22 protein-coding genes are annotated in these 20,539 nt (G+C 71.5%); 16 read left to right on the plus strand and 6 right to left on the minus strand.

Features of this window, described 5'->3' with window-relative positions:
* Window positions 1–2: 2 nt before the first annotated feature.
* The 4 genes from CSW64_RS09295 to CSW64_RS09310 all read left to right on the plus strand — a co-directional run bounded on the left by CSW64_RS09295 (window position 3) and on the right by CSW64_RS09310 (window position 3,726).
* Window positions 3–467 (plus strand): SRPBCC domain-containing protein, encoded by a 465-nt coding sequence (locus tag CSW64_RS09295; protein WP_099621838.1) that lies wholly within the window; start codon window positions 3–5, stop codon window positions 465–467.
* Window positions 468–602: 135 nt separating this feature from the next.
* Window positions 603–962 carry an MmcQ/YjbR family DNA-binding protein gene (locus tag CSW64_RS09300; protein ID WP_172448502.1) on the plus strand — a complete coding sequence of 120 codons (360 nt, stop codon included), beginning with the start codon at window positions 603–605 and terminating at the stop codon, window positions 960–962.
* Window positions 946–2,211 (plus strand): TCR/Tet family MFS transporter, encoded by a 1,266-nt coding sequence (locus CSW64_RS09305; protein ID WP_099621840.1) that lies wholly within the window; start codon window positions 946–948, stop codon window positions 2,209–2,211. The genes CSW64_RS09300 and CSW64_RS09305 overlap by 17 nt, the downstream gene beginning before the upstream one ends.
* Window positions 2,212–2,307: 96 nt before the next feature.
* Window positions 2,308–3,726 carry a DegQ family serine endoprotease gene (locus tag CSW64_RS09310; RefSeq protein WP_099621841.1) on the plus strand — a complete coding sequence of 473 codons (1,419 nt, stop codon included), beginning with the start codon at window positions 2,308–2,310 and terminating at the stop codon, window positions 3,724–3,726.
* 256 nt (window positions 3,727–3,982) lie between these two features.
* Here the strand turns inward: CSW64_RS09310 and CSW64_RS09315 are convergent, their stop codons facing one another.
* A complete protein-coding gene (locus CSW64_RS09315) occupies window positions 3,983–4,390 on the minus strand; it encodes a VOC family protein (protein WP_099621842.1) in 408 nt (135 codons plus the stop codon).
* A gap of 38 nt (window positions 4,391–4,428) precedes the next feature.
* Between CSW64_RS09315 and CSW64_RS09320 the strand changes: the two genes are divergently transcribed.
* From CSW64_RS09320 to CSW64_RS09335, 4 genes are all read left to right on the plus strand, one after another.
* A complete protein-coding gene (locus CSW64_RS09320) occupies window positions 4,429–5,733 on the plus strand; it encodes a replication-associated recombination protein A (protein WP_099624189.1) in 1,305 nt (434 codons plus the stop codon).
* A 192-nt stretch (window positions 5,734–5,925) separates the two neighbouring features.
* Entirely contained in the window at window positions 5,926–6,714 is a 789-nt protein-coding gene (locus CSW64_RS09325; RefSeq protein WP_099621843.1) for an alpha/beta hydrolase, read from the plus strand.
* 401 nt (window positions 6,715–7,115) lie between these two features.
* On the plus strand, window positions 7,116–7,898 hold the full coding sequence (locus CSW64_RS09330) for an RluA family pseudouridine synthase (RefSeq protein ID WP_099621844.1): 783 nt from the start codon (window positions 7,116–7,118) through the stop codon (window positions 7,896–7,898).
* 32 nt (window positions 7,899–7,930) lie between these two features.
* Window positions 7,931–8,449, plus strand: a complete 519-nt coding sequence (locus CSW64_RS09335) for a CC0125/CC1285 family lipoprotein (RefSeq protein WP_099621845.1) — start codon at window positions 7,931–7,933, stop codon at window positions 8,447–8,449.
* A gap of 114 nt (window positions 8,450–8,563) precedes the next feature.
* Here CSW64_RS09335 and CSW64_RS09340 read toward each other — a convergent pair whose 3' ends face one another.
* Window positions 8,564–9,805: a hypothetical protein gene (locus CSW64_RS09340; RefSeq protein ID WP_099621846.1), complete on the minus strand. Its 1,242-nt coding sequence runs from the start codon at window positions 9,803–9,805 to the stop codon at window positions 8,564–8,566.
* Between the two features lie 201 nt (window positions 9,806–10,006).
* Between CSW64_RS09340 and CSW64_RS09345 the strand changes: the two genes are divergently transcribed.
* From CSW64_RS09345 to CSW64_RS09355, 3 genes are read left to right on the plus strand one after another with little or no spacing between them, the layout of a single operon-like run.
* Window positions 10,007–10,567: a nitroreductase family protein gene (locus tag CSW64_RS09345; RefSeq protein ID WP_099621847.1), complete on the plus strand. Its 561-nt coding sequence runs from the start codon at window positions 10,007–10,009 to the stop codon at window positions 10,565–10,567.
* Window positions 10,568–10,617: 50 nt separating this feature from the next.
* Window positions 10,618–11,004, plus strand: coding sequence for a fluoride efflux transporter CrcB (gene crcB, locus CSW64_RS09350; RefSeq protein WP_099621848.1), 387 nt, complete (start codon window positions 10,618–10,620; stop codon window positions 11,002–11,004).
* Window positions 11,001–12,005 carry an RluA family pseudouridine synthase gene (locus tag CSW64_RS09355; protein WP_099621849.1) on the plus strand — a complete coding sequence of 335 codons (1,005 nt, stop codon included), beginning with the start codon at window positions 11,001–11,003 and terminating at the stop codon, window positions 12,003–12,005. The genes crcB and CSW64_RS09355 overlap by 4 nt, the downstream gene beginning before the upstream one ends.
* Before the next feature lie 336 nt (window positions 12,006–12,341).
* Here the strand turns inward: CSW64_RS09355 and CSW64_RS09360 are convergent, their stop codons facing one another.
* A complete protein-coding gene (locus CSW64_RS09360) occupies window positions 12,342–13,583 on the minus strand; it encodes a DUF1501 domain-containing protein (protein ID WP_099621850.1) in 1,242 nt (413 codons plus the stop codon).
* Complete coding sequence (locus CSW64_RS09365; protein ID WP_099621851.1) at window positions 13,580–14,986, minus strand: DUF1800 domain-containing protein; 1,407 nt, start codon at window positions 14,984–14,986, stop codon at window positions 13,580–13,582. Before CSW64_RS09365 ends, CSW64_RS09360 begins: the two co-directional genes overlap by 4 nt.
* Before the next feature lie 187 nt (window positions 14,987–15,173).
* On the opposite strand from CSW64_RS09365, the gene CSW64_RS09370 reads away from it, so the two are divergent.
* From CSW64_RS09370 to CSW64_RS09390, 5 genes are all read left to right on the plus strand, one after another.
* Window positions 15,174–15,896 (plus strand): ATP12 family chaperone protein, encoded by a 723-nt coding sequence (locus tag CSW64_RS09370; protein WP_099621852.1) that lies wholly within the window; start codon window positions 15,174–15,176, stop codon window positions 15,894–15,896.
* A gap of 76 nt (window positions 15,897–15,972) precedes the next feature.
* Complete coding sequence (locus tag CSW64_RS09375; protein ID WP_099621853.1) at window positions 15,973–16,434, plus strand: hypothetical protein; 462 nt, start codon at window positions 15,973–15,975, stop codon at window positions 16,432–16,434.
* Window positions 16,431–16,736 carry a transcriptional regulator gene (locus CSW64_RS09380; RefSeq protein ID WP_099621854.1) on the plus strand — a complete coding sequence of 102 codons (306 nt, stop codon included), beginning with the start codon at window positions 16,431–16,433 and terminating at the stop codon, window positions 16,734–16,736. The genes CSW64_RS09375 and CSW64_RS09380 overlap by 4 nt, the downstream gene beginning before the upstream one ends.
* 136 nt (window positions 16,737–16,872) lie before the next feature.
* Window positions 16,873–18,405 (plus strand): acyl-CoA carboxylase subunit beta, encoded by a 1,533-nt coding sequence (locus CSW64_RS09385; RefSeq protein ID WP_099621855.1) that lies wholly within the window; start codon window positions 16,873–16,875, stop codon window positions 18,403–18,405.
* 635 nt (window positions 18,406–19,040) lie between these two features.
* A complete protein-coding gene (locus CSW64_RS09390; protein ID WP_099621856.1) occupies window positions 19,041–19,316 on the plus strand; it encodes a hypothetical protein in 276 nt (91 codons plus the stop codon).
* A 58-nt stretch (window positions 19,317–19,374) separates the two neighbouring features.
* On the opposite strand, the gene CSW64_RS09395 is transcribed toward CSW64_RS09390, so the two are convergent.
* Together CSW64_RS09395 and CSW64_RS09400 are read right to left on the minus strand one after the other, a co-directional pair.
* Window positions 19,375–19,941 carry a hypothetical protein gene (locus CSW64_RS09395; protein ID WP_099621857.1) on the minus strand — a complete coding sequence of 189 codons (567 nt, stop codon included), beginning with the start codon at window positions 19,939–19,941 and terminating at the stop codon, window positions 19,375–19,377.
* Window positions 19,938–20,516: a hypothetical protein gene (locus CSW64_RS09400; protein WP_099621858.1), complete on the minus strand. Its 579-nt coding sequence runs from the start codon at window positions 20,514–20,516 to the stop codon at window positions 19,938–19,940. Before CSW64_RS09400 ends, CSW64_RS09395 begins: the two co-directional genes overlap by 4 nt.
* Window positions 20,517–20,539 lie beyond the last annotated feature (23 nt).

Consider the following 20,539-nt stretch of genomic DNA (forward strand, 5'->3'; position numbering starts at 1 on the left):
GCATGGCCAGTCGCGTCGTCGTCGCGCTGCGGGTGAAGGTCCCGCCCCAGCGCGCGTTCCAGGCCTTCACCGAGGAGATCGGCGCCTGGTGGAAGCCCAACGCCCTGTTCGCCTTCACGCCCCGGGAGCCGGGCCTCCTGTCGTTCGACGGCCGTGAGCGGCTGATCGAGACCCGCGCCGGCGGCAAGGTGTTCGAGATCGGCCGGGTGAAGGTCTGGGAGCCCGGCGCGCGGCTGGTGTTCGGCTGGCGGCAGGCGACCTTCACGCCGGAGATGGCCACGCAGGTCGAGGTGACCTTCGAGCCGGTCGGGGAGGGCGAGACCCGGGTGACGGTCACCCATGTCGGCTGGGACAGCGTGCCCCAGGACCATGTCGCGCGGCACGGCTTCCCGCTGCAGGTGATCCAGGCGCGCCAAGGCGAATGGTGGCGGACGCTGCTGGAGCGGCTGCGGGAGCGGGTGGAGTGAGGCCCTGCGTCCTTCGAGACGCTCGCTTGAGGCTCGCTCCTCAGGATGACGAATTCAGCAAGGTCGCCTCGCGTCGTCATGGTGAGGAGCGATCCCTCAGGATCGCGTCTCGAACCACGCAATGAGGGCCCGCCCATGACCCACGCCGACATCCGCGCGCTCGCCCTGTCGCTGCCCGAGGCGGAAGAGCTGCCGCATTTCGACCGGCCTTCGTTCCGCGTGCGGGGCAAGATCTTCATCACCCTGCCGCCGTCGAAGGACGGCCGCGACCTGGTGGTCCTGAAGCTTCCTCCGATCGTCAAGGAATCGCTCCAGCAGACCGATCCGGACGCCATCGTCTCGCTGGGCGCCTGGGAGAAGCCGGGCAGCGGCTGGACGCAGCTCGACATCGGGCGCATGGACTCCGAAACGCTGGCCGATCTCGTCCGCCTGGCCTGGCGGCAGGTCGCGCCCAAAAGACTCATCGCCGGGAGGGCGAATGACCGAGACCTCTGACGCGCCGCAGGACCATCCCGGCGGCGTCCGCCGCGCGGCGTTCGGCTTCATCTTCGCCTCGGCCCTGATCAACAACCTGTCGTTCGGGATCATGATCCCGGTGGTGCCCAAGCTGGTCGAGCAGCTGGCCGGCGGCGACACCGCCGCGGCCGGCGACTGGAACGCCCTGCTGGGCGCGACCTGGGGCCTGATGCAGTTCCTGTTCGGCCCGATCCTGGGTATGCTGTCGGACCGCTACGGCCGCCGGCCGGTGCTGCTGATCTCGATCTTCGGCCTGGGCGTCGACTTCATCCTGATGGCCCTCGCGCCGGACATGTGGTGGCTGCTGGTCGCCCGGATGATCAGCGGGATCACCGCCTCCAGCTTCTCTACGGCCAACGCCTATGTCGCCGACGTCGTCCCGCCGGAGGGGCGGGCCAAGGCGTTCGGGATCATGGGCTCGGCCTTCAGCTTCGGCTTCCTCATCGGGCCGGTGGTCGGCGCCTTCCTGGGCCAGGAGAACCTGCACCTGCCGTTCTTCGCCGCCGCCGCCCTGTGCCTGATCAACTTCGTCTACGGTCTGTTCGTGCTGCCGGAGTCCCTGGCGCCGGAGAAGCGCACCGCCGCCTTCGTCTGGGCCAAGGCCAACCCGATCGGTTCGCTGCAGCTGCTGCGGTCCCACAAGGACCTGCTCGGCCTGGCCGTGGTAGGCTTCCTGTTCTACCTGGCCCACATGGTGCTGCCGGCGGTGTTCGTCCTCTACATGGGCCACCGCTACGACTGGGACATCCGCACCATCGGCTTCGCCATGAGCGGCGCGGGCGTCCTGGGCATCATCGTCCAGGTCTTCCTGGTCGGTCCGATCGTGAAGCGGATCGGCGAGCGCGGGACGCTGCTGGCCGGCGCCTTCTTCGGCGCCCTGGGCTTCGCCATGTACGGCTTCGCCCCCAACGGCTGGTTCTACCTGTGGACCATGCCGGTGTTCGCCTTCATGAGCCTGCTGATGCCCGGACTGATGGGGCTGATGAGCCGCCGCGTCCCGCCGCAGGAGCAGGGCCGGCTGCAGGGCGCCATGCAGAGCCTGCAGGGCGTGGCCTCGATCTTCGGGCCGCTGATCTTCGGCACGGTGTTCGCCTGGTCGCTGCGCCACGAGGCGACGACGCACCTGCCGGGGCTGGCCGTCTACCTCGCCGCGGCGCTGCTGCTGGCCGCGTTCCTGCTGGCCCTGAAGGTCGCCAAGGCGCCGGAAGCGGAACCTCAGGCCGCCTGAAGCGCTGGGAGGACTTGAACCGCCATCAATACGCCCGAAATCCTCGCTGGATTGCCGGCCAACGTCATCGAGACCTGAAAGACCCCCGAAGAACCTATGCGCGTCGCCAAGCTGCTGATCCCGACCCTGGCCCTGCTCGCGGCCTGTTCCGATCCCGCCTCGAAGTCCCAGGCCCAGGCCAACCTGCCGGCCCCGACGCCCAAGACGGTTCCCTCCAGCGCCGCGGCGATGAAGAACTCCTTCGCGCCCGTCGTGAAGAAGGCCGCCCCGGCGGTGGTCTACGTCAGCAGCAAGCGGGTGGTGCGCCAGCGCGTCGACCCGTTCTGGGACCTGTTCCTCGGCGGCGGCGTGCCGCGCGAGCGGGTGGCCCAGTCGTTGGGCTCGGGCGCCATCGTCCGCGCCGACGGGGTGATCATCACCAACAACCACAACATCGAGGGCGCGGACGAGATCATGGTCCAGCTCTCGGACCGCCGCGAGTTCCCGGCCAAGGTGCTGGTCGCCGACCCGCGCTCGGATCTGGCGGTGCTGAAGATCGACGTCGGCGCCGAGAAGCTGCCGGTGCTGGCCATCGACGACCAGGAGCCGCTCGAGGTCGGCGACCTGGTGCTGGCCATCGGCAATCCGTTCGGGGTCGGCCTGACCGTGACCAACGGCATCGTCTCGGCTACGGCGCGCAGCAACACCGGCATCACCGACTACGGCTTCTTCATCCAGACCGATGCGGCCATCAACCCGGGCAATTCGGGCGGCCCGCTGGTCGACATGGACGGCGACCTGGTCGGGGTGAACACCGCCATCCTGTCGCGCTCGGGCACCTCGTCCGGCGTGGGCTTCGCCATTCCGGCCGTCACCGCCAAACAGGTGTTGGCCGCGGCCCTGGGCGGCGGCCATGAGGTCGTGCGGCCTTGGCTTGGCGCCAAGACCACCGCGGTGACCTCCGACATCGCCCGCAGCCTGGGCCTGGCCGCTCCGCGCGGCGCGGTGGTCACCGACGTCTGGCCGGGCGGTCCGGCCCAGCGCGCCGGCCTGGAGCAGGGCGACGTGATCCTGTCGATCGCCGGCCAGGCGACCAACGACGACGGCGCGGTGACCTACCAGTTCGGCGCCCAGCGCACCGGCGCCACGGTGCCGCTGACCTTCCTGCGCGACGGCAAGGAACGCACGGTCCAGGTCCGCGCCGACGCCCCGGCGAACAGCCCGGCGGCCGAGGAGCGCGCCATCAGCGAGGTCAATCCGCTGCAGGGGGCGACGGTGGCCAACCTGTCGCCGGCCGTCGCCGACCGCCTGGGCGTCGACCCGTTCGGCGGCCGCGGCGTGATCGTGACCAAGGTCGACGGCGGCGGCGCGGCCCAGCGCGTGGGCCTGCGTCCGGGCGACATCGTCCGGGCCGTCAACGGCCGCGAGATCCGCTCGATGGGCGACCTGATGAGCGCGCTCAGCCAGAAGGTCCGCGTCTGGCAGGTGACCATCGAACGCAACGGCCAGCGCATCACGGCGCAGTTCCGGGCCTAGCGGCTCGAAAAGGGGACACGCACCCTTCGGGAGCATGTCCCCGAACAGGCGAGGGGACATGTTCGGCGAAGCCGTACGTGTCCCCGCTCTCTGATGCTCCCCTCTGGGGGAGCTGTCGGCGCGAAGCGACGACTGAGGGGGTCAAGGCCGTCGGATGTCGGAATTGCGAGGTCGCAGATCCTGTCTTCACGCCAATGACCCCCTCCGTCTCGCCTTCGGCGATCCACCTCCCTCAGAGGGGAGGATCCATGTCCCGCTACCCCTTCGCCGGGCCGCCGACCGACCAGCGGTGGCCGAAGGGGTCGCTGAACTGGCCGTAGCGGTCGCCCCAGAACTGGTCTTCCAGCGGCATCCGCACCTCCGCCCCGGCGGCGAGGGCCCGGTCCCACCAGGGATCGGCGTCGTCCACGGTCAGGTGCAGGGTCACCGCGGCCGGGGCGGGGGTCCCGCCGCCGTGTTCGGGGAAGTCGTCGCTGAGCATCAGCCAGGAGCCGTTGACGCGTAGCGTGGCGTGCATCACCCGCTTGCCGTCCTGGGCGTCGGCGCTGTAGGCGACCTCAGCGCCCAGGGCCTTGGCGTACCAGTCCAGCGCCTCGCGGGCCCGGCCGTCGCGGATGGTGATGTAGGGCCAGAGCCCGATTTCGCGCTCGAGACGTTCGGTCATGACCTATCCTCGCGTTGTGGTGCTATGACCCTGTCACGATGTCCGATCTGTTTGAAGCCGCCGGCCTGACCCCCCATGCTCCCGCGCCCCTGGCCGAGCGCCTCCGGCCGCGCACGCTCGACGAGGTGGTGGGCCAGGAGCATCTGCTGGGCGAGGGCGGTCCGATCCGCCGGATGATCGAGGGCGGCCGCCTGGCCTCGATGATCCTCTGGGGGCCGCCGGGCACCGGCAAGACCACCATCGCCCGGCTGCTGGCCAAGGCCGCCGGCTACGAGTTCCAGCAGATCAGCGCCGTCTTCTCCGGCGTCGCCGATCTGAAGAAGGTCTTCGAGCAGGCCCGCATGCGCCGCGCGGCCGGCCAGTCGACCCTGCTGTTCGTCGACGAGATCCATCGCTTCAACCGCGCCCAGCAGGACGGCTTCCTGCCGTTCGTGGAGGAGGGGATCGTCACCCTGGTCGGGGCGACGACCGAGAACCCCAGCTTCGAGCTCAACGGCGCCCTGCTGTCGCGGGCCCAGGTGTTCGTGCTGCGCCGGCTGGACGAGGAGGCGCTGGACGCGCTGCTCGGCCGGGCCGAGGCCGCGGAAGGGCGCGAGCTGCCGCTCGACCCCGCCGCCCGCGAGGCGATGATCGCCATGGCCGACGGCGACGGCCGCTACCTGCTGACCCTGGCCGAGACCCTGTTCGCGATCGGCGCGCCCAAGCCCCTGACGCCGGCCGAGCTGGGCCAGGTGCTCCAGAAACGCAGCCCCGCCTACGACAAGGACCGCGAGGAGCACTACAACCTCATCAGCGCCCTGCATAAGTCGGTGCGCGGCAGCGACCCGGACGCGGCCCTCTACTGGCTGGCGCGGATGCTGGAGGGCGGCGAGGATCCGCTGTTCATTGCCCGGCGCCTGGTGCGGATGGCGATCGAGGACATCAGCGCCGCCGACCCGATGAGCCTGCTGCTCGCCAACGCCGCCAAGGATACGTACGACTTCCTGGGCAGCCCGGAGGGCGAGCTGGCCCTGGCCCAGGTCTGCGTCCACATGGCCTGCGCGCCCAAGTCGGTGGCGGTCTACACCGCCTATCGCGAAGCCCGGCGGGCGGCCAAGGAGACCGGCTCGCTGGCCCCGCCGGCCCATATCCTCAACGCCCCGACCCGGCTGATGAAGGACCTGGGCTACGGCAAGGGCTACGCCTACGATCCGGAGACCGCCGACGGGTTTTCGGGCCAGAACTACTTCCCGGACGGGATGGAGCGCCGGCAGTTCTACCGGCCCAAGGGCGACGGTCACGAGGCCAAGGTCAAGGAGCGGCTGGAACGCTGGGCCCAGCTGCGGGCGGAGAAGAACCGCTAGAACCGCTCGCCCTCGCGAAGGCCGAGGCCCAGGTTGTCCAGGTGAAGTCCGGCGGATCGATCCGCGGGTGATTGTGACTCCGCGCAGGATCGGATTTGTTGTCAGTGCGGGCGCTGCTCTCTTTCATTGAAAGAGCGGCGGCGATCAACAAATCTGGGTCCTCGCCCTCGCGGGGATGGGCGGAGTTCCTGGATGACCCTTCGCTTTCTCCTGTTTCCGCTCGCTGCGGCCCTCACGCTGTCCGCGCCGGCCTGCGCCGATCCGATCCGGGATCGGATCTATCTGCCCGAGCCGATGCCGAAGGCGGCGCCGGCCTGGGCCGGCCGCGCGCCGCGGGAGGTCGTCGCGACCACCGCCGACGGCCTGACGCTGAAAGGCTACTGGTGGCCGCCGGAGACGGCGGACGCTGAGGTGGTGGTCTTCTTCCACGGCAACGCCGGCAATCGCGCCACGGCGGCCAAGATGGCCGAGCCGCTGATCGAGGGCGGGCGGGGCCTGCTGATCGCCGACTACCGCGGCTATGGCGGCAACCCGGGCAAGCCGACCCAGGAGGGACTGTTCGCCGACGGGGAGGCCTTCATGGCGCTGGCCCGGTCGCTGGCGCCCCAGGCGCGGACCTACGTCTTCGGCTACTCGCTCGGCGGGGCGGTGGCGCTGGAGATGGCCTCGCGCCACGAGGTCGCGGGCGTGATCACCCTGGGCGCCTTCGCGACCCTGGCCGAGGTCGCGCCGGCCTTCGCCCGGCCGTTCCTGCCCGACCGCTTCGACAACCGCGCCGCGATCCTGCGGGTCGACGAGCCGGTCCTGCTGATCCACGGCACGGCGGATGAGGTCATTCCGTTCCCGCAGGCGCGCGAACTGAAGACCGTCGCCGCCGGCCGCAAGGTCCGGCTGCTGCGGCTGGACGGCGCCGACCACCACCCGGACTTCCGCCAGCTGGCCCCGATGGTCTGGAAGAACATCGCCGAGATGCCGCGCTAGCGGCGCTCAAAAAGGAGGGGCGAAGACGGCGCCTCCGCCCCCCAGGATCGACGGCGCCGGGCGTCCACATCCCCGGGGGGCGGGGCGGAGGCGTCTCGCGGCCGGCCGGGGTGGGACCTCCCGGCGCTCATCCGATGTCTCTGGAAGAGGTCAGGGAAGCATCGGCATGCCGTCGAACAGTTTGCGCGGCCCGTCCCGCGGCTTCGGCGACGCGGTCCGGGCGGAAGATGGGGCAGGGGGCTGGGCGAAAACGGCCGCGAGGGATAGGAAGGCCCCGTCCAAGGCGCCTCGAAGGCGTAGACCAACACGTGCGGAGATCATCTCGACCCCTCCCGTGACGGGACAGTATCGTTAACCATAAGTTGAATTTCCCTTAGAATGCAATCGGGAAGCCGGATCCGATGAGTCCCCGCCCGCCGCGCAAGCCCAAGGCCCACGAGACGCCGATCGCTCTGACCGCGGAGGAGATCGCCTTCACGCGGGCTCTGGTGATCCATCAGGACCCGTCGGTCATCGCGCTCAACAAGCCGCCCGGCCTCTCCAGCCAGGGGGGGCGGATCAACGCCAATACGCTGGACGAACTGCTCTGGGCCTTCGCCAAGCCGGGCGGCAGTCGGCCGCGGCTGGTCCATCGCCTGGACCGCGACACCTCCGGCGTGATCCTGACCGCGCGCACCAAGCCGGCTGCAAGTTTCCTCGGCAAGGCCATGATCGCGAAGCGTTTTCGCAAGACCTACCTGGCCATCGTCGCGCCCGGCGCGCCGTCGCCGAAGGGCGGCGTGATCGAGACGCCGCTGCGCCGCGAGAGCATCGGGCGCGAGGCCTATATGCGGACGACCGACGCGGACCACCCCGACGCCGAGACCGCCCGGACCCGCTATCGCACCCTGGCGGCCACGCTCGAAGCGGCGCTGATGGAGCTGTCGCCGGAGACTGGCCGCATGCACCAGCTGCGGGTGCACATGCAGAGCCTGGGCCGGCCGATCGTCGGCGACGTCCGCTACGGCGGCGCTCTGACGGTGAGCGGCCATGAGGTCCCGCGGCTGATGCTGCATGCGGTGAAGCTGCGCTATCCGCACCCGGACGGCGGCGAGGCGACGGTCGAGGCGCCGATGCCGGACGACATGGCGGCCCTGGTCGCGGCGTTAGGGCTTGCGGGAACCAACCCGGCGGGCGCAGCTTAGTCTCCAGGGACGGGCCGAAGGAGATACGGCCAATGCACAGGGTTCTGATCGCCGCCGGGCTCGCGCTGTCGCTCGCCGCCTGCGCCACCACCCCGACGGTCTACCAGCCGGCGCCGGGGCAGACGGGCGTCGGATTCTCGGATTATCGCATTGAATCAGGACGTTACCGCGTGACCTTCAATGGCGGGCCGGGCGCGCCTATGAGCCAGGTCGCCGACTACGCCCTGCTGCGGGCGGCGGAGGTGTCGCTGGCCGACGGCTACGACTGGTTCCGCGTCGTCGACCGCCAGGACCGCCGCGACGGCCAGCCGTCCGGCGGCGGTCCGCGGGTCTCGGTCGGCGGCGGCACGTCCAGCTGGAGCGGCGGCGGCTGGCGCGGAAGCGGCTCCTCGGTCGGGATCGGCATCGGCACCAGCTTCGACCTGTCGGGCGGGCCGTCCTATTCCCGCTCGATCGAGGTCCTGGCCGGCAAGGGGGCCAAGCCGGCGGACAGCGACGTCTACGACGCGCGGGACATCGTGCGGGTGGTGGGGCGCGGCGAGCGGCGCTAGGGCGTCAACTCCGGTCATCCCGGCGAAAGCCGGGACCCAGATCGAAGGTCGCGTGAGTTGAAGGCTGGGTCCCGGCTCTTCGCTGCGCTCCGGCCGGGATGACCCGAAAGGAGCCTAGGACGCCAACGCCGGCGTCGCGGCCGTCACGGGGGCTGAGCGCAAGGCCGCATGGGTCAGGCCGGCGGTCTTGGCCACGTCGAACATCACCGCCGCGCCCAGGCCCTGCACCGCCAGGGTCGGGGCCAGGCCGCGGGCCTGTTTGCCGAAGTCGAGCATCTGCGCCGCCTGGCGACTCTCGTCGGCGGGCAGGTCGCCGGCGTCCAGGGTGACGCCGATCAGCCGGGCGCCGCGCAGGTGGCTGATGTCGCCCGGCCCGGGTTGGACCCGGGCGAACACCCCGCGGCAGACGGTGCGCAGCAGGCCCGTCACCTCGATCAGCCGGCCGGCCGGGGCGCCGTCGCCGGCGTCGACCAGCTCGATCACCAGCCGCGCCTTCAGCAGCTCGTGCGGCGCGGTCGCCATCAGCGCCTGGCGGCCCTTGCTGGCGGCCATGGTGCGGAAGGTGACCGGCGCGATCAGGGCCTGGGCGTTGGCGCCCTCGACGGTCGGCAGGTAGAGGGCGGCGTAGTCCAACGTCGCCTGGTCGATGGTCGCCAGGTCGGCGTCCGACAGCCGGGCGAAGGCGCGAGCCGGGATCACCCGGCCGGTGCGGGTCTCGGTCACGGTCGGCTCGATGCGCAGGGCGGCCGGGACGCCGTGGCGCAGGCTGACCAACGTCTCGACCGCGAAGTCGATGCGCAGCGACAGGCCCGAGCCGGTGCGGAAGACATAGGGATTGCGCCGCTTCTCCTCGATCGGATCGACGGCCGGCGGCGCAGGCTTCGCCGCCACGGGCGCGGCCGACGCCGCGGGCCGCGGGACCGGGCGGCTGCGGCGCAGGGCCAGCGGGTCGAGCGGCGTGCACAGCACCTCGTCGCCGCGCAGGTCGGCGACCATCGTCACCTTGAGGTCGCGCGGGTTGGCTTCGCCGAGGAAGTGCATCAGCACCTCCTCGAGCACCTTGAGGGCGACGGCCTGGGCGGCCAGGCCATCCTCGCTGGTCATGGCGATCAGATAGTCGGTCTCGCCGATGCGCTGGGCCAGGTCCTGGAAGGTGAGATGTTCGTCCAGCCGGCGTTCGACATAGGCCCAGACGTCGGCGCGCCTGCGCGGCCAACGGTCGCCGGTGCGGTCGCGGATCGCCGCCAGGCTGATCACCGTCACCGAGCCGCGCGCCAGCAGGTCGTGCCCCCCGAACCGGTCGAGGACGGCGGCGACGTCGGCGGCGCTGAGGCGGGGGTCGGCGGCTCGACTCATGGACGGGAACAAACGCAGGGAAACCAAGGGGTTCCTCATTCTGAGCCGCGACGGCTTAACGGGGCGTTGAAGCGGGCGCGCGACCCGTCGTCGCGCTCTCTCTTCCGATCGTCCCCGCGAACGTGGGGACATGCGGTGGTGGAAGCCCCCCCTGACTTGGTTGACGATCGGCGCTAGCCTTTGGGCCGGGAGGAGGCGCGGATGGACGCCATCGAGGCTCTGCACGAACGCCGCTCGATCCGGGACTATCAGCCCCGGCCAGTCGAGCGGGCCCTCGTCGAGGCGGTGATCCTGGACGCGGTCCAGGCGCCGTCGACACCGGTCAGCGGCGCCGAGCCCTGGACCTTCCTGGTCATCGAAGGCGCCGAGCGCATCGCCGGCTACGGCGCGCGGGCCAAGGCCTTCGCCGCGGCCAACCGCCCGTCGGGGCCCGGTTACGACTGGGCGGAGCGGCCCGACTTCTCGGTCTTCTTCAACGCCCCGACGGTGGTGGTGATCGCCGCCCGGGCCGATAACTCCCAGGCCGCCGCCGAATGCTGCCGCGCCGGGCAGAACCTGATGATCTCGGCCCATGCGCGCGGGCTGGGGACCTGCTGGGTCGGTTCGCCGATGCTGTGGCTGGGCGATGCGGCGACGCGCGCCGAACTGGGCCTGCCGGAGACGCACCGGGCCTTCGCCGTCTTCACCCTGGGCCATCCGGCGAGCGTTCCGGCCAAGGCTTCCCGCGCCGCGCCGCCGGTGATCTGGCGCGCCGACGGCTGACTTTCCGTCTGCCGCATGGATTCCGGCGGCGGCTCGTCGCATAAGGGTCCATGGACAAACTGCTTCTCGTGGCCCTGGGCGGCGGGGCGGGCGCGGTCGCCCGCTACCTCGTCGGGGTCCAGTCGATGCGCCTGTTCGGGCCCGGCTGGCCTTGGGGCACGCTGATCGTCAACCTGCTGGGCGGCCTGGCCATGGGCGTTCTCGTCGCGGTCCTGGCCTTGCGCGGCGGGGCCGACCAGGAGCGCTGGCGCGTGCTGCTGGGCGTCGGGGTGCTGGGCGGCTTCACGACCTTCTCGGCCTTCTCGCTGGAGACGGCCCTGATGATCGAGCGCAAGCAGTGGACCTCGGCGCTGAGCTACTCGGCGCTGTCGGTCGTCCTGTCGGTGGGCGCGCTGTTCGCCGGCATGTTCCTGATACGAAAGGTCCTGGCGGCATGAGCACGCGGGAAGTCAAAACCCTGTACGTGGACGCCGGCGAGGACGGGGTCCGGCTGGATCGCTGGTTCCGTCGCCGCTGGCCCCACCTGACCCAGATCCAGATCCAGAAGCTGGCCCGCAGCGGCCAGATCCGAGTCGACGGCGCCCGCGCCAAGGCCGACAGCCGCCTGTCGGCCGGCTCGCAGGTCCGCGTCCCGCCGCTGCCGGACGCGCCCGATCCCTCGGAAAAGAAGGCCATCTCCTCGCGCGACGCCGCCTACGCCAAGTCCCTGGTCCTGTACGAGGACGAGGAGGTGCTGGTGCTGAACAAGCCCGCCGGCCTGGCCGTGCAGGGCGGCACCAAGACCACCCAGCACGTCGACCGGCTGCTGTCGGCCTGGGGCGAGGGGCTGGAGCGGCCGCGGCTGGTCCACCGGCTCGACCGCGACACCTCCGGCGTGCTGGTGCTGGGCAAGACCCCCGGCGCGGCGGCCAAGCTGTCCGGCGCCTTCGCCCGGCGCAAGGCGCAGAAGACCTACTGGGCCCTGGTGGTGGGCAATCCGACGCCGCAGGACGGCTGGATCGACGCGCCGCTGGCCAAGAAGGGCATCAACGACCGCGAGATGGTCGTGCCGGTCGATCCCAAGGACCCCAAGGCCGAGCCGGCCGAGACCGAGTATGTCACCGTCAGCCGGGCCGGCCCGCGGCTGTCCTGGGTGGCCCTGCGCCCGCACACCGGACGCACCCACCAGCTGCGCGCCCACATGCTGGCCATCGGCCATCCGATGCTGGGCGATCCCAAGTACAAGAACGAGAAAAGCGCCGAACTGTCAGAGGGCTTGCAGCTGCAGCTTCATGCCCGCCGGCTGGTCATCCCGCATCCGTCGGCCGGGATGATCGTGGTGGAGGCCCCGCTCAGCAAGGAGATGAAGGAAGGCTTCCGTCGTTTCGGCTTCGACGAGCACGAAGCCGACCCGGAGCCCTTCGGCCGCAAGCCCCGCGGCGGCAAGGGACGGCGGTAGAGCTGGATCCTCACCCAGGGGGAGGCGGGCTTGTTAAAGGTGAGACGGAGGGGCGTTCTGAGGCGAAGGAGCGGCCTGCGGCGACGCCGACGACCCCCTCAGTCGTCGCTGCGCGCCGACAGCTCCCCCAGGGGGGAGCATCCTCGTCTGCGTTGTCCAGGAACACCGTCATATGGTCGAGGCCCAAGATCCTCCCCCCTGGGGGAGGCGGCTCGCCGAAGGCGAGGCGGAGGGGGTGTTCTTAGGGAAAGGGGCGGACCTGCGGCGACGCCGACGACCCCCTCAGTCGTCGCTGCGCGCCGACAGCTCCCCCAGAGGGGAGCATCCTCATCGGCCTCACGCCAGTCCGGTCGCCGCCGCCACGTCGGCGCTGTCCGGGAAGACCGTCGTATCCAGCGCCCGGCGGTCGAGGCCCAGGTGCTCGGCCAGCACGCCCTTGAACAGCCCGCGCAGGTCCAGGGTCGGCCTGGTGTCGCGGCCCTCGAACAGCGCCGCCGGCTTCAGGGTCGGCCAGTCGCCGATGACGCCGCCGGGCTTGAGCGCGCCGCCCATCACCAAGGCCGTCGAGCCCGTGCCGTGGTCGGTGCCGCCGGTGCCGTTGACCCGCGCGGTGCGGCCGAACTCGGTCGCCGTGACCACGATCGTGTCCTTCCAGGTCTCGCCCAGGCCGTCGTGCAGACCCATGACCAGGGCGTCGAGGTAGGAGAGGCGACCCGCCAGCTGGCCCTCGACCGCGCCCTGGTTGGCGTGGGTGTCCCAGCCGTCGATCGACAGCGCCACGACCTGCGGCCCGTCGGGGCGGCGCATCAGGCCGGCGGTGGTGCGGCCCACGCCCTCGGCCGCGGCGCGGCCCTGTCGGGCGAGCGCCTGCAGGCCGCCGCCGCTTGCGGCCGGCGCCATGCCGGCGGCGGCCGGCGCGGCGTCCTTGCGGGCCATGGCGACCATGGCCTCGGTCTCCAGGCCCTGGGCCAGGGCCGGGCCGAGCAGCGGGTCGCCGGCGTAGAGGTCGCCGAGAATGGCCGGCAGGCGGGGATTGCCGTCGGTCTCCCGGCCGGGCGACCAGGACGCCGTCTGCACCTTGCCGCGCAGGATCAGCGGCGCGGTCGTCCCGACCGACAGCGCCTCAACCCTGTGGCCGCCCATGGCCTCCAGCGCCCGATTGAGAAAGCCGGAGCTGGTCCCGTAGGCGGCGGCCGCGCCGCTTTCGAGCACGTCCTGGGCCTCGAAATGCGATCGGGCGCGGTCGGGGCTGGCCACGGCGGGGGCGATCCGCGCCTGGCCCTTCCGCGCCAGGCCGTGGATGCCGGCCAAGGCGGGGTGCAGGCCGAAGGTCTCGTCGAGCTTCAGCGCCGCCTCGGCGGGGATGGCGATGCGGCCGCGCAGGCCGGCGTAGTCGGGATCGCCGACCGGCGGCGCGGCGGAAAGGCCGTCCATCGCCCCGCGGGCGACGATCACGACCAGCTTCTTGCGGCCGAGGCCGTCGGCGGCGCGCGCGCGGCCCATGAAGCTCAGGGAGACGCCGAAGCCGGCGCCGGCGGCCAGCAGGGCGCGGCGGGTTGGGGAGGCGAGAGCGGTCATCGGCGCTGGAACTCCGGGCTCATCAGCAGGACGGCCAGGGCCTCCTCCCGCGACTCGGCGCGGGCGACGGCGGTGCGGACGGGGGCGGTCAGGCGGGCGCCGAGGGCGTCGGCGGCGACGGCGTCGGTGTCCAGGCCGCGGGCGGTGCGGGCGGCGAAGGCCTCGGCCCAGGCCATCCGCTTGACGATGGCGTCGGGCGCGGCCCAGGCGGCGGCCTCGTCGGACCAGCCCTTGGGCGAGGGCGGTGAGAAGGCGCGCTGGCCCAGGCCGTTCAGCGTCGGGGCGATCTGCTGGATCGCGCCGGGCCGGGCGCCGATGGCGCGATAGCCGCTGACCAGGAACTCGTAGGGCGTCTTCAGCTTGGCCGGGGCGGGGGTCCAGGCTTCCGGCGCCTCGACCAGGGCCGCGGCCACGGCGGCCAGGTCGCCGCCGGTCCTGGTCCAGGCCGTCTCCAGCTGTCGGACGAGGCCGGGCGGCGGGGCGTCGGCGACGAAGTGGCGGGCCAGCTTGTAGGACAGATGCCGGGCCGTGGCCGGACGGGCGGCGAGGTCGGCCAGCACCGCGCGGCCCTGGTCGACGCCGCCGTCGCGATAGGCCTTGCCCATCACCGTCCGCGCGCCGGGCTCGTGGGCCTGGGGCCGGAACAGGAAGCGGCCCTGGCGGTCGCCCGGTTCGCGCAGGCCGCCGACGCTCCAGCCGGTCAGGGCGCGGGCGAACTCGGTGACGTCGGCCTGGCCGTAGCCGCCGTCGACGCCGACGGTGTGCAGCTCCAGGATCTCGCGGGCCAGGTTCTCGTTCAGCCCGGCGGCGCGGCGCCGACGGTTGGCCGCACGGCTGTCCGGCCCGATCGACTGGGCCTGGTCCAGGTACAGCAGCATGGCCGGATGGCTGGACGATGCGACCAGCAGGTCCTCGAACCGCCCGAACACATGCGGCCGGATCGCCTCCTGCTCGAACGGACCGGCCACGGTGGCGGTGACCAGCTTCACGCCCGAGACGGTGAAGTGGTTGGCCCAGAACAACGCCCAGCGCTCGCGGAAGCCGGCCGGCGTCGTTGCGGCCAGCTGGGCGCGGGCCAGGAAGTCCTCGGCCGGCCCCTCGCGGATCATGCGGGCGGCGATGCGGACGGGGTCACGGGCTTCCGTCTTGCCGTCCTGGTCGTCGCCGTCCTTGCGATCTCCCTGCCGCGCTTCCCGCCGGTCCATCTGGTACTCGCGGAAGCCGGCCAGGCGCTCGGCGGTCGAGACGGCCGGCCCGGCGGGCTGGTCGGCGCCGTCGCGGCGGATCTGGTCGCGCAGCCAGCCCTTCGGGTCGCGCGCGACGACCGCCAGCTCGCCCGGGCGGGCGCCCAGGCCGAACCGGGTCACGGCGATGGCGGCGGCGAGGTCGGGGCTGGCGGTCACGCGCGTCTCCTCTGGCGTCCACGCAGTAGAACACGGTTGTGCGGCGTTCGGTTTTCATCGTCGCAACACGGCCGCAACCCGCGGGTTGCCAGGGCGAGCGGTCTGGCGCACTGAGGCCCGGACCGGCGAGGCCGTCGCCTCGGCGGCGGTTCCGGCCTAAACTCCGGCTTTCTCAAGAGGTTTTGCGGTGAGCGACAGCGGCGCCGGCGTCCAGCGGCCGAAGCGATTCTACAAGACGGTGACCGTCGGGCCGCTCGACGGCGGCTTCGCGCCGCTGCTCGACGGGCGGGCGCCCAAGACGCCGGCCGGCCAGCGGCTGGTTCTGCCGTCCGAGGCGCTGGCCGCCCTGGTCGCCGAGGACTGGGACGCCCAGACCGACGAGATCGACGTCGCCCGCATGCCGGCGATGCGGATGGCCGCCACCGCGCTCGATCGCGTCTCCCAGGCGCGCGAGGACGTCGCCGAGGAGGTGGTCCGCTACGCCGGCTCCGACCTGATCTGTTACTTCGCCGAACATCCCGCCGGGCTGATCGCCGAGCAGGAGATCCGCTGGGGGACGCTGCTGGCCTGGGCCGAGGTCGAGCTGGGCCTGAAGCTGGAGCGGGCGGAGGGCGTGCTGCACCGGCCCCAGGCCTCCGGCGCGCTGGACCGGGCCCGGACCCTGGCGCTGTCGCTCGACGATTTCGGCCTGACCGCCCTGGCCCACGCCACGGCCCTGTTCGGCTCGGCCGTGATCGCCCTGGCCCTGCAGCGCGGCGAGATCACCGGGCAGGAGGCTCACGACCTGGCCCGCCTCGACGAGGCCTGGCAGGAGGAGCGCTGGGGCGTCGACTACGAGGCCGCCGACCGCACCGCCGCCCGCCTGGCCGAGGCGCTCCTGCTCGAGCGGTGGTTCAAGGCGCTGCGCTGACTTTCCGGTTTGGAAAATTGCGACTTGACGATGTGGAAAGTCACCTTCATTTTCCAGTATGGAAAGTGATGGCGAAATGACCGATCCCAGCGAACAGAATTCATCCCCGGCCGAGGCGCTCGAGGCCCTGCGCGGCGCGCGCGAGGCGATCGCCGACCGCGTGGCGGAAGGCTCCTGGGCCTACGACCTGACCTACGCGGTCCTGGTCGGGGTGATGGTGGCCAGCCAGGCCGCGCCACGGCCGTTCGACGCCGTGCTGCTGATCGGCTCGGCGGTCGTGCTGGGCCTGATGCTGCGGCGCTGGCAGGCGCGCAAAGGCATGATGCTGACCGGCCTGGGCTCGCGCCGGGCCCGCTGGGTGGCGATCGGCGTGGGCGTGATCTCCGCGGGGGCCATCGTGGCCGGCCTGGTCGCGCGCCGGACCTTCGACATGCCGGAGGTCGCCCTGTACCTGGCCCCGATCGCGGCGGTCGCGGCCCTGGCCGCCTCGCGCCTGTGGCTCAAGGTCTACCGCGCGGAGATGAGGGCCGGGGCGTGAGCGGCGAGGCGGCGCTCGATCCGGTGATCCATGCGCCGGCGCGGCTGCAGATCTGCGGCGTCCTGGCCGCGACCCTGGAGGCGGAGTTCGCCGTGGTCCGCGACGCGGTCGGGGTGTCCGACTCGGTGCTGTCGAAACATGTGAAGCAGCTGGAAGAGGCCGGCTACCTGACCGTCCGCAAGGCGACGGCCGGCGGACGCCAGCGGACCTGGCTGGCCCTGACGGTGAAGGGCCTGAACGCCTTCACCGCCCATGTCGCCGAGCTGCAGCGGCTGGCCGGGCTGGCGAACGCGCCGCGGTGAGGCGCAACCCGCTGCTTACGCAGGGAAAACCTGCCGCTAGGTGAGGCGCGATCAGCCGTCGCGGCGGCGTTCTTTTCCTTGTCACGCCCCCGTCACGGCATTAACCCGTGCCCAGCTTTATGAAGGGGACCCCGGCGTGCAGCATATCCTGGAAGAGCTCGAGAAGCGGCGTGAGGCGGCGCGGACCGGCGGCGGCGAGAAGCGCATCGCCAGCCAGCACGCCAAGGGCAAGCTGACGGCGCGCGAGCGCATCGACCTGCTTCTCGACGAAGGCTCCTTCGAGGAGTTCGACATGTTCGTCGAGCACCGCAGCCACGACTTCGGCATGCAGGACCAGCGCGTCCCCGGCGACGGCGTCGTCACCGGCTGGGGCACGATCAACGGCAAGGTGGTCTATGTCTTCTCCAAGGACTTCACCGTCTTCGGCGGCTCGCTGAGCAACGCCCACGCCCAGAAGATCGTGAAGATCCAGCGCCAGGCCATGAAGGTCGGCGCGCCGATCATCGGCCTGTTCGACGCGGGCGGGGCCCGCATCCAGGAGGGCGTCGACAGCCTGGCCGGCTACGCCGACATCTTCCTCGAGAACGTCCTGGCCTCGGGCGTGGTGCCGCAGATCAGCGTGATCATGGGCCCCTGCGCTGGCGGCGACGTCTATTCGCCGGCCATGACCGACTTCATCTTCATGGTGAAGGACACGAGCTACATGTTCGTGACCGGCCCGGACGTGGTGAAGACCGTCACCAACGAGATCGTCACCGCCGAGGAGCTGGGCGGGGCCAAGGTCCACGCCGCCAAGTCGGGCGTGGCCGAGGGCGCGTTCGAGAACGACCTGGAGGCGATGACCCAGGTCCGCCGCCTGGTCGACTTCCTGCCGTCCTCGAACCGCGAGCGTTCGCCGATCCGCGAAAGCTTCGACGACGCCTCGCGCGACGAGCGCAGCCTGGACACCCTGGTCCCGGCCAACCCGAACAAGCCCTACGACATGAAGGAATTGATCCTGAAGGTCGTGGACGAGGCCGACTTCTTCGAGATCTCCTCGGAGTGGGCCAAGAACATCATCTGCGGTTTCGGCCGGATCGACGGCGAGACCGTCGGGGTGGTGGCCAACCAGCCGCAGGTGCTGGCCGGCGTGCTGGACATCGACTCCAGCCGCAAGGCCGCGCGCTTCGTGCGCTTCTGCGACGCCTTCAACATCCCGCTGGTGACCTTCGTCGACGTCCCGGGCTTCATGCCGGGGACGAAACAGGAGTACGGCGGCCTGATCAAGCACGGCGCCAAGCTGCTGTTCGCCTATGCCGAGGCCACCGTGCCCAAGATCACCGTCATCACCCGCAAGGCCTATGGCGGCGCCTATGACGTCATGAGCTCCAAACACCTGCGCGGCGACGTCAACTACGCCTGGCCGACCGCCGAGATCGCGGTCATGGGCGCCAAGGGGGCGGTGGAGATCATCTTCCGCGCCGAGGCCAAGGACCCCGAGGCCCTGGCCGCCCGCGAGGCCGAGTACAAGGAGCGTTTCGCCAACCCGTTCGTGGCCGCCAGCCGCGGCTACATCGACGACGTGATCATGCCCCACGGCACCCGCCGCCGCATCGCCCGCGCGCTGAAGAGCCTGCGCGGCAAGGAGTTGGAAAACCCCTGGAAGAAGCACGACAACATCCCGCTCTAGCGGCGGGGCCTGGGTCGAGGATCAGGGCGTTCGTCGAAAGGCGGGCGCCCTTTTCGTTTGGGGACATGCTCCGCGAAACGGTGCGTGCCCCCGAGGCCGACGCGCGCGGGGACACGCACCCTGCGGGAGCATGTCCCCGGGGATATCCGCGGAGCCCTCCGCTGATTTTGTTGGGCTTTCCGGGTGAAAATGCGGGGATAGATGGGACCTTATCCCCGGCCTCGAAACCCGTTCCATACTCATCTCATCCCGTCGCACGGGGAGGGCGCATGCGCAGGTGCTCTTGCGGCGACGGGCCGGGGTCCGAGCGGGGCCAGGCGCGAGGGGGTTACTCGCGCATCCGGGACGACGCGCCAGTACCCGCGTCGCCCGCCCGCCGGGGGCAGAACGGCTAAGCCCGAACAGGGCTGCCTACCGTCGCTCCCGATCAGACGGACCTCGCGGAGCGCAAGGCCTGATCATTCTGACAAAGCGTACCCAACAGACATCCGGGTCAGACCGGAGCGCTCCGCACCACCTCCCCAGCCGGTTCCGACCGGGGACATGTTCCGCGACGCGGCGCGTGTCCCCTATCTGCGCGCGCCCAAGCGGGGACACGCACCCTTCGGGTGCATGTCCCCCTGGAGGAGATCGCCATGACCCGACCCCGTCTCAGCCGCGCCGCCCGGGCGCGGGCCGTCGCCCAGGAACGCGCCGAGGAGACCGAACGCCTGACCGCCGGCGTCGAGCGCCGTCTGCTCGGCATGGAGCGGCTCCTGAACCGGGTTCTGCTGGTGAAGACCGCCTACAGGAACGGCAAGCTGTCGGATGCGCGCTATGGAGAGCTCAGCCGGCGGCTTCATGGTGAGTGGCTGGCGCTCAAGGCCGAATACGCTGAGCAGACCCGCGAGCCCGGATCGAGGCGGCCATGAAAAAGGGGCGGCGCCTCGCGGCGCGCGCCCCCTGATCCCGTCCGGCCTGGGCGGCGCGTTACTCGGCGGCGGCGGCCTTCAGCTTGACCTTCGACTTGACGAAGCGGGCCTCGTCGGCCGGCACCAGGCGGAAGCCGCCGGTGACCAGCCCCATCCGCACGGTCTGTTCGACGTAGTAGGTCTGGCCAGGCTCCACCTCCAGCCGCAGGCGGTCCTCGGCCAGGTTGACCGCCATCGGTCCGGTGATGTTGTAGCTGTGGATGCCCGGCTCGACCTCCAGGACGAAGGCCCCGCCGTTCGGCAGGCTGCCCAGGCGATCGGCGCCCTTGGCCGGCTTGCCGTCGTCGCCGGTCTCGACCACGTGGTAGGTGTAGATGGCGCCGGGCAGGCGGCCCGGGCGGAAGAAGTAGATCTTGCCCTTGGCCACGACGGCGCCGGCCGCGGGCGTGTCCGGGGCGGCGGGCGCAGCTTCCGGCGTCGGCTGTTCGACCGCCGGCGCGGCCGTCTCGGCGGCGGGGGCAGGGGCGTCCGGAGTCGGCGCGGGCGGCGTCTCCTGGGCGAAGGCGGCGGCGCCGAGCGCCAGCGACAGGACCAGGCCGGCGGCCGTGCTGATGAGCTTGTTCATTTCGGTGTCTCCCCCGACACGGCAGCGGCGCTGCGTTGGAATTCCAGGTCCTCGGCCAGCCGGACCATCGCCCGCGTCCCGGCCGGGATCTCGATCTGGCCGCCCCGGATGGCGTAGGCGGCCACGCCGACGTAGGGCGTTAGCCAGACGCCGGTCGCCAGGTCGACGCGGCTCTTGCCGGCGGCCATCAGCGACATGCCGCGCACGCGCGCCTGGCGGCCGTTCAGCTCCAGGTATCGCGCCGAGATGATCAGCTTGCCCTGCTTGCCGCCGAAGCCGGCCTTGGCCACGTCGACGACCTCGCCCTGGCCGACCGCGCCGGCGGGCGCGACCTCGATCCCGTCGATGACGACGGCCTCGGCCAGGCGGATGGCGAAGCGATCCCCCAGCTTGCTGGTCGCGGAGCTGACAGGGTCGATCAGCTCCACCTGGAGCTCTGTCCCGGCGGGCGCCTTCAGGGCGGCCGGCGAAGCGGCCGGAGCGGGCGTCGGCGCGGCGATCGCGGCCGCTTCATCCTGCAATGCGCCGGCGTGCAGCAGCAGGCTCAGCGCCAGCGTGGCGGATAGCACGGTCATCGGTAGTCCCCCCGCGCCGCTGC

It is taken from the genome of Caulobacter mirabilis, from assembly GCF_002749615.1.
GTDB lineage: Bacteria > Pseudomonadota > Alphaproteobacteria > Caulobacterales > Caulobacteraceae > Caulobacter > Caulobacter mirabilis.

Coding starts and splice junctions, on each gene's coding strand:
- CSW64_RS09315 (WP_099621842.1), bottom strand. CDS start 4,390: ATGACCGAACGTCTCGAGCGCGAAATCGGGCTCTGGCCCTACATCACC.
- CSW64_RS09305 (WP_099621840.1), top strand. CDS start 946: ATGACCGAGACCTCTGACGCGCCGCAGGACCATCCCGGCGGCGTCCGC.
- CSW64_RS09375 (WP_099621853.1), top strand. CDS start 15,973: ATGACCGATCCCAGCGAACAGAATTCATCCCCGGCCGAGGCGCTCGAG.
- CSW64_RS09345 (WP_099621847.1), top strand. CDS start 10,007: ATGGACGCCATCGAGGCTCTGCACGAACGCCGCTCGATCCGGGACTAT.
- CSW64_RS09355 (WP_099621849.1), top strand. CDS start 11,001: ATGAGCACGCGGGAAGTCAAAACCCTGTACGTGGACGCCGGCGAGGAC.
- CSW64_RS09295 (WP_099621838.1), top strand. CDS start 3: ATGGCCAGTCGCGTCGTCGTCGCGCTGCGGGTGAAGGTCCCGCCCCAG.
- CSW64_RS09335 (WP_099621845.1), top strand. CDS start 7,931: ATGCACAGGGTTCTGATCGCCGCCGGGCTCGCGCTGTCGCTCGCCGCC.
- CSW64_RS09330 (WP_099621844.1), top strand. CDS start 7,116: ATGAGTCCCCGCCCGCCGCGCAAGCCCAAGGCCCACGAGACGCCGATC.
- crcB (WP_099621848.1), top strand. CDS start 10,618: ATGGACAAACTGCTTCTCGTGGCCCTGGGCGGCGGGGCGGGCGCGGTC.
- CSW64_RS09390 (WP_099621856.1), top strand. CDS start 19,041: ATGACCCGACCCCGTCTCAGCCGCGCCGCCCGGGCGCGGGCCGTCGCC.
- CSW64_RS09360 (WP_099621850.1), bottom strand. CDS start 13,583: ATGACCGCTCTCGCCTCCCCAACCCGCCGCGCCCTGCTGGCCGCCGGC.
- CSW64_RS09300 (WP_172448502.1), top strand. CDS start 603: ATGACCCACGCCGACATCCGCGCGCTCGCCCTGTCGCTGCCCGAGGCG.
- CSW64_RS09395 (WP_099621857.1), bottom strand. CDS start 19,941: ATGAACAAGCTCATCAGCACGGCCGCCGGCCTGGTCCTGTCGCTGGCG.
- CSW64_RS09340 (WP_099621846.1), bottom strand. CDS start 9,805: ATGAGTCGAGCCGCCGACCCCCGCCTCAGCGCCGCCGACGTCGCCGCC.
- CSW64_RS09320 (WP_099624189.1), top strand. CDS start 4,429: ATGTCCGATCTGTTTGAAGCCGCCGGCCTGACCCCCCATGCTCCCGCG.
- CSW64_RS09325 (WP_099621843.1), top strand. CDS start 5,926: ATGACCCTTCGCTTTCTCCTGTTTCCGCTCGCTGCGGCCCTCACGCTG.
- CSW64_RS09400 (WP_099621858.1), bottom strand. CDS start 20,516: ATGACCGTGCTATCCGCCACGCTGGCGCTGAGCCTGCTGCTGCACGCC.
- CSW64_RS09310 (WP_099621841.1), top strand. CDS start 2,308: ATGCGCGTCGCCAAGCTGCTGATCCCGACCCTGGCCCTGCTCGCGGCC.